Source organism: Citrobacter sp. CK191, assembly GCF_030333435.1.
GTDB classification, from domain to species: domain Bacteria; phylum Pseudomonadota; class Gammaproteobacteria; order Enterobacterales; family Enterobacteriaceae; genus Citrobacter_B; species Citrobacter_B koseri.
Genome location: NZ_JAOWFX010000003.1, coordinates 211,026 through 222,988, shown reverse-complemented (window position 1 = coordinate 222,988; position 11,963 = coordinate 211,026). Strand labels below are relative to the sequence as shown.

Genomic DNA, 11,963 nt, shown 5'->3' with positions numbered 1-11,963 from the left:
CGCTAGTTTTGAAGCCACTGCGCAACGTCCTGCCATATGCCGCGAAAGACGATTTTCGCGGCTTTCTTTTCCAGTTGATAGCGATACATCGGATCGTAGTATTCGTTGAGGAGCGGCACCAGCCAGGCCAGATGCCCGTCGGTACTGCCGCTGGCCTGCTGCATGGCCAGCGCAGCGTCTAGTTTTACCGTCAGCTCTTTAAAACGCTGCAAACCAAGGCGGCGCTGAATGGCGGAAAGCCCATGATGCAGATAGTCGCTGTACGCCTGCCAGCCGTCTTCTTCCCCACAGGCATGGGTGAAGTCGCGATGCATGCGGATAAAATACTCATCGCGCAGCCGCTCCAGACGCAGCTCGAACGGATCGTCCACAACCGCAATGGATGCCTGCGCCATGCGTTCGCGCAGACATTCGGGCAGATGATTTGCGCCAATCATCCGGCCTTCGTCTTCCAGCACCCACATCTGCAACTCCTGACGGGCGTCGGTTTTCAACATCTCCACGGCGAGCTGGTTTTCAAAACTGGCCTGACTCAGCTGCGGCTTCAGCGTGCGGCCGAATGACGAACCGCGATGATGCGCCAGCCCTTCCAGATCCACGCCGTTCGGCTGCTGTCGAACCAGCTGTGTTTTTCCGCTGCCGGTACAGCCGCCAATTAAGATCATGGGTTTTTGTACCAGCGTGTCGGTGATGTGCATGGCCGCCTGGCGGAGCGCTTTGTAGCCGCCCTGGATCAGCGGATAATCCACGCCGGACTCATGTAGCCATTGTTGTACGATATGCGAACGCTGACCGCCGCGCGCGCAGCAGAGATAACCCCGTGGATGTTGAATACAGGCTTTTCGCCAGGCCTCCAGCCGCCGTTGACGCTCGTCGCCGGCAACGAGTTTATGGCCCAACGCCAGTGCCGCTTCCGGCCCCTGGCGTTTGTAACAGGTGCCGACTGCCGCGCGTTCTTCATTATTCATTAAGGGCAGGTTAATCGCGGTGGGCATGGCGCCCTGCGTAAATTCTATCGGCGCGCGAACGTCGATTAAAGGCGTATCGGCCGCCAGAATGGCGCGATAGTCCGTCCCATCGTTCATTGTGGAATCCTGAAAAAAAACAAACGGCAATGACGGGGATTTTACGCGCTGAAGGAGGAGCCGGAAAAGGATAAGATTCCTTTCCCGGCATTTTATGTATTACTTAAGCTTACTTTGCGCCCAGATGATGCCGCTGGCGTATTCCGGCGGCAGCAAGGGAACTAAGGCTTCCAGCGTTGCGCTTAAGCGATCGGTATCGCTGTCGGTCAGGTTCAGGTGGCCCACTTTACGCCCCTCGCGAACCTCTTTGTCGTACCAGTGCAGATGCACCAGCGGCAGTTTCAGCCAGTCGTAATTCAGATCGCTGCCAATCAGGTTCACCATCACGGACGGGCTGTCCACGACCGGTGACGGTAACGGCAGGCCGGTAATCGCGCGCAGATGCAGCTCAAACTGGCTGATGCTGGCGCCGTTTTGCGTCCAGTGCCCGCTGTTGTGTACCCGCGGCGCCAGTTCGTTGATGAGCAACCCTTCCGGCGTGATAAAACACTCCATCGCCATGACGCCGACATAACCCAGTTCATGCATGATGGCGGAGAGCATGGCTTCCGCCTGTTCCTGCTGTTTTGCGTTGGCCTGTGGGAACGCTACGCTGGTGCGTAGAATCCCATCCTGGTGCAGGTTGTGCGTCAGCGGGTAGAACACGGTGCTGCCGTCATGGGCGCGTGCGCCGACTAACGACACTTCGCCAGAGAAGTTAATGCCCTGTTCAACAATGCACTCGCCGTAACCGTCGTCCGGGAACTGAGCGGTTTCATCCGCGCGTAAACGCCACTGCCCACGGCCGTCGTAACCGCCGACGCGCCGTTTGACGATAGCCAGTTCGCCCAGACGCGCAAATACGGCAGGCCACTCGTCCCGGCTTGCCAGCAACTGCCAGGGCGCCGTCGCCAGCGAGAGTTTGTCAAAAAGCTGCTTTTGCGTCAGGCGGTCGGCAATAATCGGGAAAACGTCGCGGTTGACGAAAGCCGGGTGGCGCGCCAGTTCGCGGGTCAGCGCGGTTTCCGGCCAGCGTTCGATTTCCGCTGTGATCACGCTTTGCTGAACCGGAACGGCGGTAGGTTCCGCGTCCAGCCCGACAGGCCAGACGGTGATGCCCAACGGTTCGCCCGCCTGACGCAGCATCCGTCCTAACTGGCCGTTACCCAGTACGCAGACCTGCTTCATGCCGCACCTCGTGGGTCGGGATTCTCAAGCACCTCATCGGTCTGGGCTTTACGCCAGTCCGCCAGACGTTGGCGCAGGTCTTTATCGTGTGTCGCCAGAATTTGCGCTGCCAGCAGCGCCGCGTTTGCCGCGCCCGCTTTGCCGATCGCCAGCGTGCCAACCGGAATGCCGCGCGGCATCTGGACGATAGAGTAGAGGCTGTCCACGCCGCTCAGCGCAGCGCTTTGCACCGGCACGCCCAGTACCGGCACCAGCGTTTTTGCCGCAATCATTCCCGGCAGATGCGCCGCGCCGCCAGCACCGGCAATAATCACCTGATAATCCTTCTCTTCGGCGCTTTCGGCGAAGCTGAACAGCTTATCGGGGGTGCGGTGTGCGGAAACCACTTCAACGTGGTGTGGAACGTTCAGGATATCGAAGATTTCGGCGGCAAACTGCATGGTAGCCCAGTCGCTTTTGGACCCCATCACGATGGCGACACGCGCCGGATTATTGCGGGAAGACATGCGTCTTAAAACTCCTGTGGTGCACAACTCTCGGCTTTTGAGGGCACAGAGAATAGCACGGAAATACGCCAAGGAAAACGGTTGCGTACCTTATGACGTCGTCAATTCACGGGCGAGGTTAAAACGGGAAATGGAGAAGCTCAACGTCATCCGGCGTGACTTTGACCATCGACCCTTCGCTATGCCAGGCGCCTAAAACAACGCGGAACGCGGGTTTGCCGTTAGCGCTCAGTTCGTGAACGTCCGGGCGATGAGTATGACCATGAATCAGCCATTGCACATGGTGTTTTTCCATTTCGACCACCACGGCCTGTGGATTAACGTCCATGATCTCCAGTGACTTGCTGCTGTTGGCGGCTTTGCTGCCTGCGCGCATTCTGGCGGCAATACGATTGCGGATAAACAGCGGCAGGGCGAGGAACAGCGTCTGTAGCCAGGGTTTGTGAACTTTGGCGCGAAACGCCTGGTAACCGGCATCGTCGGTGCAGAGCGTGTCGCCGTGCATAATCAATACGCGACGACCATAGAGGTCGAGCACCTTTTCCTGCGGCAATAGCGTCATTCCGCTTTCACGGGCAAAGCGTTTGCCGATCAAAAAATCACGGTTGCCGTGAATAAAGAAGCAGGGAACGCCGGAATCTACAACGGCTTTAATGGCTGCGGCCATTTCGCGGTGCAGTGGGTTGGGATCGTCGTCGCCTATCCAGGCTTCGAAAAGGTCGCCAAGAATGTACAGTGCATCGGCCTGGCGCGCGTCACCAGCTAAAAAACGCAGAAAACCGGCGGTGATCGCCGGTTCTTCCGTGCAGAGGTGAAGATCTGCAATAAACAGTGTTGCCACGATTACTCGCTGACGGTCACGTTTTCGATGATAACGTCTTCTTTCGGCACGTCCTGATGCATACCGCTGCGGCCTGTTGATACGCCTTTGATTTTATCAACCACGTCCATGCCTTCCACGACTTCAGCGAATACGCAGTAGCCCCAGCCCTGCATGCTTTCGCCAGAGAAGTTCAGGAAGTCGTTGTCGGCCACGTTGATGAAGAACTGCGCCGTTGCGGAGTGTGGAGCCTGAGTACGCGCCATTGCCAGCGTGCCACGGGTGTTTTTCAGACCGTTGTTGGCTTCGTTTTTGATCGCTTCTTTGGTCGCTTTCTGCTTCATGCCAGGTTCAAAACCGCCGCCCTGAATCATGAAACCGTTAATAACACGGTGGAAAATGGTGTTGTTGTAAAAACCTTCGCGGCAGTAGTCCAGGAAGTTTTTAACTGTTTCAGGCGCTTTGTCATCAAACGTTTTGATTACGATATCGCCGTGATTAGTGTGGAAAGTAACCATTTTTGCATCCTGTTCCGATATAGTGGTGCTTCGACCCCGGTAAGGGTCACATATAGGGGGGTGTTATAGCATAACCGCACGCTGCGATCACCTCGCAAAGTGTGCTGCTTCGATTACGAATAATATGTATCATACGGATATTATTACCCACACACGTCTATACGGAATCTTCGATGTTAAAAATCTTTAATACACTGACGCGCCAAAAAGAGGAATTCAAACCTATTCATGCCGGGGAAGTCGGCATGTACGTGTGTGGTATTACCGTTTACGACCTCTGTCATATCGGTCACGGGCGTACGTTTGTCGCCTTCGATGTCGTTGCGCGCTATTTGCGTTTCCTCGGTTATACGCTGAAGTACGTGCGTAACATTACCGATATCGACGACAAGATCATTAAACGGGCGAACGAAAACGGTGAAAGCTTTGTCGCGCTGGTCGATCGTATGATTGCGGAGATGCACAAAGATTTCGACGCGCTGAATATTCTGCGCCCGGATCTGGAGCCGCGTGCAACGCACCATATCGCCGAAATTATTGAGATCACCGAACAGCTGATCGCCAAAGGTCACGCTTATGTGGCGGACAATGGCGACGTGATGTTCGACGTGCCGACCGACCCGAACTACGGTCAGCTGTCGCGCCAGGATCTGGAACAGCTACAGGCGGGCGCTCGCGTTGACGTCGTTGACGTAAAACACAACCCGATGGACTTCGTGCTGTGGAAGATGTCCAAAGAGGGCGAGCCGAGCTGGCCGTCGCCGTGGGGCGCGGGTCGTCCGGGCTGGCACATTGAATGTTCCGCTATGAACTGCAAACAGCTGGGCAACCATTTTGATATTCATGGCGGCGGTTCCGATCTGATGTTCCCGCACCATGAGAACGAAATCGCCCAGTCTACCTGCGCGCACGACGGCGAATATGTGAACTACTGGATGCACTCCGGCATGGTGATGGTGGATCGTGAGAAGATGTCGAAATCGCTGGGCAACTTCTTTACCGTGCGCGATGTGCTGAAATACTACGACGCGGAAACCGTTCGCTACTTCCTGATGTCCGGCCACTATCGTAGCCAGCTCAACTACAGCGAAGAGAACCTCAAGCAGGCGCGCTCCGCCCTGGAGCGTCTGTACACCGCGCTGCGCGGAACGGACAAAACCGTTGCGCCTGCGGGCGGTGAAGCGTTTGAAGCGCGTTTTGTGGAGGCGATGAACGACGATTTCAACACGCCGGAAGCCTACTCCGTGCTGTTTGATATGGCGCGTGAGGTGAACCGTCTGAAGAGTGAGGATATGGCTGCCGCGAATGCGATGGCGTCACATCTGCGTAAAATTTCCGGCGTGCTGGGGCTGCTGGAGCAGGAGCCGGAAGCGTTCCTGCAAAGCGGAGCGCAGGCGGATGACGGCGAAGTGGCTGAAATCGAAGCGTTAATTCAACAGCGTCTGGATGCGCGTAAAGCCAAAGACTGGGCGGCGGCGGATGCGGCGCGTGACCGTCTGAATGAGATGGGCATCGTGCTGGAAGATGGTCCGCAAGGGACAACCTGGCGCCGTAAATAACGTCATTGCCGAATGGCGGCTAACGCCTTATCCGGCCTACACTGGCATAACCAGTAGGCCGGATAAGACGCGATAGCGTCGCCATCCGGCACTCTGAATCAGGCGACGACGTTAACGCTTTGCCCTGCGAAGCTGACGGTTTGCCCGGCAACAATTTTGCAGCGTTTGCGGGTTTCAACCGCGCCATCAACCTTCACTAAACCTTCTGCAATGGCAATTTTCGCCTGGGCACCGCTTTCGCTCCAGCCTTCCAGTTTGAGCAGGTCGCACAACTCAACGTGCGGGTGCTTGCCTAAAGAGAATGTTGCCATGTTATTTACCTTGTGGATCGTGATATTCAACGCACGCCTGTAGCGTGTTTTCGATAAGTGTTGCGACCGTCATCGGACCGACGCCGCCCGGCACCGGGGTGATATAGGATGCGCGCGCGGCAGCGTCTTCAAAGACCACATCGCCGACCACTTTACCATTTTCCAGTCGGTTGATTCCGACATCAATCACGATGGCGCCTTCTTTAATCCACTCGCCGGGAATAAATCCGGGTTTGCCGACGGCGACAATCAGCAGATCGGCGTGTTCAACATGGCGACGCAGATCTTTGGTGAAACGGTGAGTCACGGTCGTTGTGCAGCCTGCCAGCAGCAGTTCCATGCTCATCGGGCGACCGACGATATTCGAGGCGCCGATGACGACGGCATTCAGTCCGAAGGTATCGATGTTGTAACGCTCCAGCAGCGTGACGATGCCGCGCGGCGTACAGGGGCGCAGACGCGGCGCGCGCTGGCACAGACGGCCTACGTTGTAGGGATGGAAACCATCTACGTCTTTGTCCGGAGCAATGCGTTCCAGCACTTTGACGTTATCGATGCCCGCCGGTAACGGCAACTGCACCAGAATACCGTCGATAGTGTTGTCGGCGTTAAGCGTATCAATCAGCTCCAGCAGTTCTGCTTCGCTGGTGGTTTCGGGCAGGTCATAGGAGCGGGAGACGAATCCCACCTCTTCACAGGCTTTGCGCTTACTCGCCACATAAATCTGCGAAGCCGGGTTGCTGCCTACCAATACAACGGCCAACCCTGGGGCGCGAAGTCCGGCCGCGACACGCGCCTGAACTTTTTGAGCAACCTCAGAGCGCACCTGCTGCGCAATCGTTTTACCGTCAATAATCTTTGCTGCCATCAGAGAGAGGATTCCGTCTGTTACATTAAGTCGAAGGGGATGTGGCTATTTTGTCAGAAGCGGGGCGCGCTGTCAGTTATCGTTTGCGTCTTTACGTGTGATCGGTGCAGTGACCGCTGCGATACGGGCTGCGGCGAGGGGCAAAATCCTGTGGGCAATTAATGAGCAACCTAATCAAAATTAACCTAAAAGAAACAATTCATCACCCTGCTAAAATTAGGGGGAATGCCGCGAAAAACGTGGCGTTAAGTGTGATATTGAACACTTTTATATAAAAAAGGCTTAGACCTGTCCTATATCCCAATAAGAATTTACCTGGGCTAATTAAAGAGATTGAAGGTATTTTTCACTTATTGAAATGTTTAATTTATCCCTGTGACGAATTGTCATATTCGTAAAGATTAATTAGTGAATCTAATGCTCAGGAGAGTTGGGGTAAAAAGGTTAGCTAATTCTCTTTCGATATATATCTTTACAGGATGCAGAGATAATTAGCCTGACATTATTATGTCGATTTTGATTCAAACGGTTCCCGCAGGAAACTGGAGCCGAATGTGCGTAATTCAAGGGAAATCCATGAAACTTAAATTAATGACCTCTTCCGTTATTGCTGGCCTGATGTTTGCTGCTGGTGCGGCTCATGCCGATCCGGTAAGCGTTAGCGGCGGTACGGTTCACTTCGAAGGTGAGCTGGTCAATGCAGCGTGTGCCGTTAGCACGAAATCTGCCGATCAGACCGTGACCCTGGGCCAGTATCGTACCGCCAGCTTTACCGCTGTTGGCGATACCAGCGCACAGATTCCGTTCACCATTGTACTGAATGACTGCGATCCGAGCGTAGCAGCGACCGCTGCCGTTGCGTTCTCTGGTCAGGCTGACGGTACAAACGACAGCCTGCTGGCAGTCGTGTCTGGTGACAATGGCACCACGGCAGGCGGCGTAGGGATCGAAATTCTTGATAACACCTCTTCTCCGCTGAAGCCAGACGGCGCGACCTTCTCTACGGCTCAGGCGCTGGTAGAAGGTAGCAACACGCTGCGTTTCACCGCGCGTTATAAAGCGACTGCTGCGGACACCACGCCGGGTCAGGCTAACGCCGACGCAACCTTCATCATGAAGTACGAATAAACCCACCAGGGATTCAGGGATGTGGCAAGCCTCAATGGATGAGGCGCTATCCGGGGACGATAAGTGATACAGCAGATGATTAGCAAAGGCGTGGCGCTGGTGGGGCTGATTTGCGCGATGCCCGCATTCGCGCATACGGTGATACTGGAGAGCGGTAATCTTCACCTGCGAGGCCAGCTGGTAAACGGCGCCTGCGCGGTGAATTCCGAAAGCCAGGATCTCCGTGTACAGATGGGGCAATACCGCACCAATGTCTTTTCTGGCGCCGGGAGTTTCGCCCCGACCAGTATTCCTTTCGCGCTGCGATTAACCGATTGTAGTTCAGAGGTTTATAGCCATGTTGGGATCGCTTTTTCCGGTGTGACTCCCGCAGAAGATCCGCAGGTATTCCTGGCGCGCAGCGACACGGCGGCGACCTCCGGTATTGGTCTGGCATTATTTGATGAGGAACAACGGCAAATCATACCCAATTCCTTGCCGCTTCATTATGCCCCTATTTTAACGCAAGAAATGACATTTCATTTCACGGCTCGCTATCGGGCAATCTCGGAAAATATGACGCCGGGAAGTATTCATTCAGATGTGTGGTTTACGCTGGTTTACCCCTGATTTGTTTTCCGGGCGTTGATAAAACGCAAAAGGTATTTTTTGCCATGCTTAATTATATAAAATCAGGCCTTATTATTTTTATTGCCTTATTGACTTCAATGAGTGCGCAGGCGGCCGGGGGAATTGCATTAGGCGCCACCCGCGTTATTTATCCGGCGGACGCCAAACAGACCTCGCTGGCAATTAGCAACAGCGCATCGAAAGAGCGTTATCTGGTTAATTCATGGATTGAGAACAGCGCCGGCGTCAAAGAAAAATCGTTCGTTGTTACACCGCCGCTGTTTGTCAGCGAACCCAAAAGTGAAAACACGCTGCGTATTATTTATGCCGGACAACCCCTGCCTGCCGATCGGGAGTCTTTGTTCTGGATGAACGTGAAAGCGATACCGTCGGTGGATAAAAACAGCCTTGAAGGCAAAAACGTCCTGCAACTGGCGATCCTGTCGCGCATTAAGCTGTTTGTTCGCCCTGCCAATCTGCCGCAGGTGCAGGAAGACGCGCCAGGAATGCTGCAATTCTCCCGTTCCGGGAACCACCTGAAAATCACCAATCCGTCTGCTTACTATCTCACGCTGGTCAATCTCAAAGTGGGAAATCAGAAGGTTGATAACGTCATGGTCGCGCCGAAGAACAATACCCAGATTCTGCTTCCGGCAGGCGCGCAGGGAAGTGTGACGTTCCAGACGGTAAATGATTACGGTGCGCTGACACCGGCGAAAACGGTTAGCTTGCGCTGATCGGAATGTGTGAAGCCACACTGAGAAAACGATGAAGAAGATAACGTATCTTCCCGGTTCACTGCCGGGGTATACGCCACATCTGACGGGGGTGGCGTTGTCCATATTGGCGGCGCTCTATCCGGCGATAAGTCATGGCGAAAGTTACTTTAACCCGGCTTTTTTGTCGGCAGATGCTGCGTCCGTGGCAGATTTGTCACGTTTTGAGAAAGGCAATCACCAGCCCCCGGGCATCTATCGGGTGGATATCTGGCGCAACGATGAGTTCGTCGCGACCCAGGATATTCGCTTTGAAACCTCGTCGACGAAAACCGGTGAAAAATCAGGCGGATTAATGCCCTGTTTTGATCTGGCGTGGATCAAAAGGCTGGGGGTAAATACCACCGCCTTTCCTGTGCTTGGGCAAAGCCAGGAGGAGACCTGCATCAATTTGCCAGAGGCGATTCCCGGCGCTGAAATCGCTTTTGATTTTTCCTCAATGCGTTTAAATATCAGTCTTCCGCAGGCGTCAATGCTGAATAGCGCGCGCGGGTATATTCCGCCGGAAGAGTGGGATGAGGGGATTCCCGCCGCGCTTATCAACTACAGTTTTACCGGCAGTCGCGGGACGAACAGCGACAGCTATTTTTTAAGCCTGATGAGCGGCCTGAACTATGGCCCGTGGCGGTTGCGTAACAACGGCGCGTGGAGCTATTCCAAAGGCGACGGATACCATTCGCAAAGCTGGAAAAACATCGGCACCTGGGTACAACGCGCCATCATCCCGTTGAAAAGCGAACTGGTGATGGGGGACAGCAACACCGGCAACGACGTGTTTGACAGCGTGGGCTTTCGCGGGGCGCGGCTCTACTCTTCCGACAATATGTACCCTGATAGCCTGCAAGGCTATGCGCCGACCGTGCGTGGGATCGCCCGTACCGCCGCAAAACTGACTATCCGCCAGAACGGCTATGTGATCTATCAGAGCTATGTCTCACCGGGCGCTTTCGCGATTACCGACCTCAACCCAACGTCTTCAAGCGGCGACCTGGACGTGACGGTTGATGAGAAAGACGGCAGTCAGCAGCGCTATACGGTGCCGTACTCCACCGTTCCGCTGTTGCAGCGCGAAGGACGTATGAAGTTCGACCTCGTGGCGGGGGATTTTCGCAGCGGCAATAGCCAGCAATCTTCGCCATTCTTCTTCCAGGGAACGCTGATCGCCGGTCTGCCTGAAGGGTATACCGCTTATGGCGGCACGCAGCTGGCTTCGCGCTACAGCTCGGTGGTGCTGGGGGCCGGACGGAACCTGGGCGACTGGGGCGCGGTCTCGGTAGACGTCACCCACGCCCGCAGCCAACTGGCGGATGACAGCACCCACCAGGGGCAGTCGCTGCGTTTCCTGTACGCCAAATCGTTGAACAACTACGGCACTAACTTCCAGTTACTGGGCTATCGCTATTCCACGCGCGGATTCTACACGCTTGACGATGTGGCGTACCGCAGTATGGAAGGGTACGAGTATGAATATGACAGCGAAGGTAAGCGTCATAAAGTGCCGGTAGTGCAGAGCTATCACAACCTGAACTACAGCAAAAAAGGCCGATTCCAGGTCAACATTTCACAGAATCTGGGGGATTACGGCTCGCTGTATATCTCCGGCAGTCAGCAAACATACTGGAACACGTCGGATGCCAATACCTGGTATCAACTGGGGTATGCCAGCGGCTGGCAAGGGATCAGCTACTCCCTTTCCTGGTCGTGGAATGAATCCGTAGGGATTTCCGGCACCGATCGCATTCTGGCATTCAACATGTCGGTTCCGTTCAGCGTGCTCACCGGGCGACGCTACTCGCGCGACAATGCCCTGGATCGCACCTACGCCACCTTTAACGCGAACCGGAACAGCAATGGACAGAACAGCTGGCAGACCGGCATCGGCGGTACATTGTTAGACGGGCGTAACCTGAGCTACAGCGTGAACCAGGGACACAGCAGCACCAATGGCTACAGCGGCAGCGCCAGCGCGAACTGGCAGGCGGCTTACGGGACGCTCGGCGTGGGGTACAACTACGATCGAGACCAGCATGACTACAACTGGCAGCTGTCTGGCGGCGTGGTCGGTCATGCGGACGGCATTACGCTCAGTCAGCCTTTAGGCGATACCAACGTCCTGATTAAAGCGCCAGGCGCCGAAGGGGTGCATATAGAAAATCAGACCGGGGTGCAAACCGACTGGCGCGGATATGCGGTCATGCCTTATGCCACCGTATATCGCTATAACCGTGTCGCGCTGGATACCAACTCAATGGATAACCACACCGATGTGGAAAATAACGTCAGCAGCGTGGTGCCGACGCAAGGGGCGCTGGTACGCGCTGCCTTTGACACGCGAATCGGCGTGCGCGCAATTGTCACCGCAAAACAGGGTGATCGCCCGGTGCCGTTTGGCTCAATTGTGCGCGAAACCGCCAGCGGCGTCACCAGTATGGCGGGCGAGGACGGGCAAATTTATCTGAGCGGACTGCCGCTGAAAGGGGAACTGCTGATTCAGTGGGGAGAGGGGGCGAACGCCCGCTGCGTGGCGCATTATTCCCTGCCTGAAGAGAGCCTGAAGCAGGCGGTGACGCTGCTTAATGCGACCTGTAAACGTCCGTCGTCATGAAAGGTAAGAAA

General features: G+C 55.3%; 12 protein-coding genes. 5 read left to right on the top strand and 7 right to left on the bottom strand.

The genetic code is table 11. The annotated features are described in order from the left end of the window. Window positions 1–2: 2 nt before the first annotated feature. The 5 genes from mnmH to ppiB all read right to left on the bottom strand — a co-directional run bounded on the left by mnmH (window position 3) and on the right by ppiB (window position 4,096). Entirely contained in the window at window positions 3–1,085 is a 1,083-nt protein-coding gene (gene mnmH, locus OGV82_RS01050; RefSeq protein WP_101743901.1) for a tRNA 2-selenouridine(34) synthase MnmH, read from the bottom strand. A gap of 99 nt (window positions 1,086–1,184) precedes the next feature. After that, on the bottom strand, window positions 1,185–2,252 hold the full coding sequence (gene purK / locus OGV82_RS01045; protein ID WP_047458333.1) for a 5-(carboxyamino)imidazole ribonucleotide synthase: 1,068 nt from the start codon (window positions 2,250–2,252) through the stop codon (window positions 1,185–1,187). Continuing rightward, on the bottom strand, window positions 2,249–2,758 hold the full coding sequence (gene purE, locus OGV82_RS01040) for a 5-(carboxyamino)imidazole ribonucleotide mutase (RefSeq protein ID WP_047458330.1): 510 nt from the start codon (window positions 2,756–2,758) through the stop codon (window positions 2,249–2,251). Before purE ends, purK begins: the two co-directional genes overlap by 4 nt. Before the next feature lie 118 nt (window positions 2,759–2,876). Beyond that, window positions 2,877–3,599 (bottom strand): UDP-2,3-diacylglucosamine diphosphatase, encoded by a 723-nt coding sequence (gene lpxH / locus OGV82_RS01035; RefSeq protein ID WP_012133460.1) that lies wholly within the window; start codon window positions 3,597–3,599, stop codon window positions 2,877–2,879. 2 nt (window positions 3,600–3,601) lie between these two features. After that, window positions 3,602–4,096, bottom strand: coding sequence for a peptidylprolyl isomerase B (ppiB, locus tag OGV82_RS01030; RefSeq protein WP_003021875.1), 495 nt, complete (start codon window positions 4,094–4,096; stop codon window positions 3,602–3,604). A 173-nt stretch (window positions 4,097–4,269) separates the two neighbouring features. Here ppiB and cysS point away from each other — a divergent pair, with 173 nt between their 5' ends. Then, window positions 4,270–5,655: a cysteine--tRNA ligase gene (gene cysS / locus OGV82_RS01025; protein WP_049011837.1), complete on the top strand. Its 1,386-nt coding sequence runs from the start codon at window positions 4,270–4,272 to the stop codon at window positions 5,653–5,655. A 98-nt stretch (window positions 5,656–5,753) separates the two neighbouring features. Here cysS and ybcJ read toward each other — a convergent pair whose 3' ends face one another. Further along, window positions 5,754–5,966, bottom strand: a complete 213-nt coding sequence (ybcJ, locus tag OGV82_RS01020; protein WP_047458327.1) for a ribosome-associated protein YbcJ — start codon at window positions 5,964–5,966, stop codon at window positions 5,754–5,756. A 1-nt stretch (window position 5,967) separates the two neighbouring features. After that, window positions 5,968–6,834 (bottom strand): bifunctional methylenetetrahydrofolate dehydrogenase/methenyltetrahydrofolate cyclohydrolase FolD, encoded by an 867-nt coding sequence (gene folD / locus OGV82_RS01015; protein ID WP_012133456.1) that lies wholly within the window; start codon window positions 6,832–6,834, stop codon window positions 5,968–5,970. Window positions 6,835–7,410: 576 nt separating this feature from the next. On the opposite strand from folD, the gene fimA reads away from it, so the two are divergent. From fimA to OGV82_RS00995, 4 genes are all read left to right on the top strand, one after another. Continuing rightward, window positions 7,411–7,962: a type 1 fimbrial major subunit FimA gene (fimA, locus tag OGV82_RS01010; RefSeq protein ID WP_024130577.1), complete on the top strand. Its 552-nt coding sequence runs from the start codon at window positions 7,411–7,413 to the stop codon at window positions 7,960–7,962. Between the two features lie 75 nt (window positions 7,963–8,037). Next, entirely contained in the window at window positions 8,038–8,571 is a 534-nt protein-coding gene (gene fimI, locus OGV82_RS01005) for a type 1 fimbrial protein subunit FimI (RefSeq protein ID WP_049011846.1), read from the top strand. A gap of 44 nt (window positions 8,572–8,615) precedes the next feature. Beyond that, window positions 8,616–9,308: a type 1 fimbria chaperone FimC gene (fimC, locus tag OGV82_RS01000; protein ID WP_101743900.1), complete on the top strand. Its 693-nt coding sequence runs from the start codon at window positions 8,616–8,618 to the stop codon at window positions 9,306–9,308. A gap of 31 nt (window positions 9,309–9,339) precedes the next feature. Next, window positions 9,340–11,952, top strand: a complete 2,613-nt coding sequence (locus OGV82_RS00995) for a fimbrial biogenesis usher protein (protein ID WP_101743899.1) — start codon at window positions 9,340–9,342, stop codon at window positions 11,950–11,952. Window positions 11,953–11,963 lie beyond the last annotated feature (11 nt).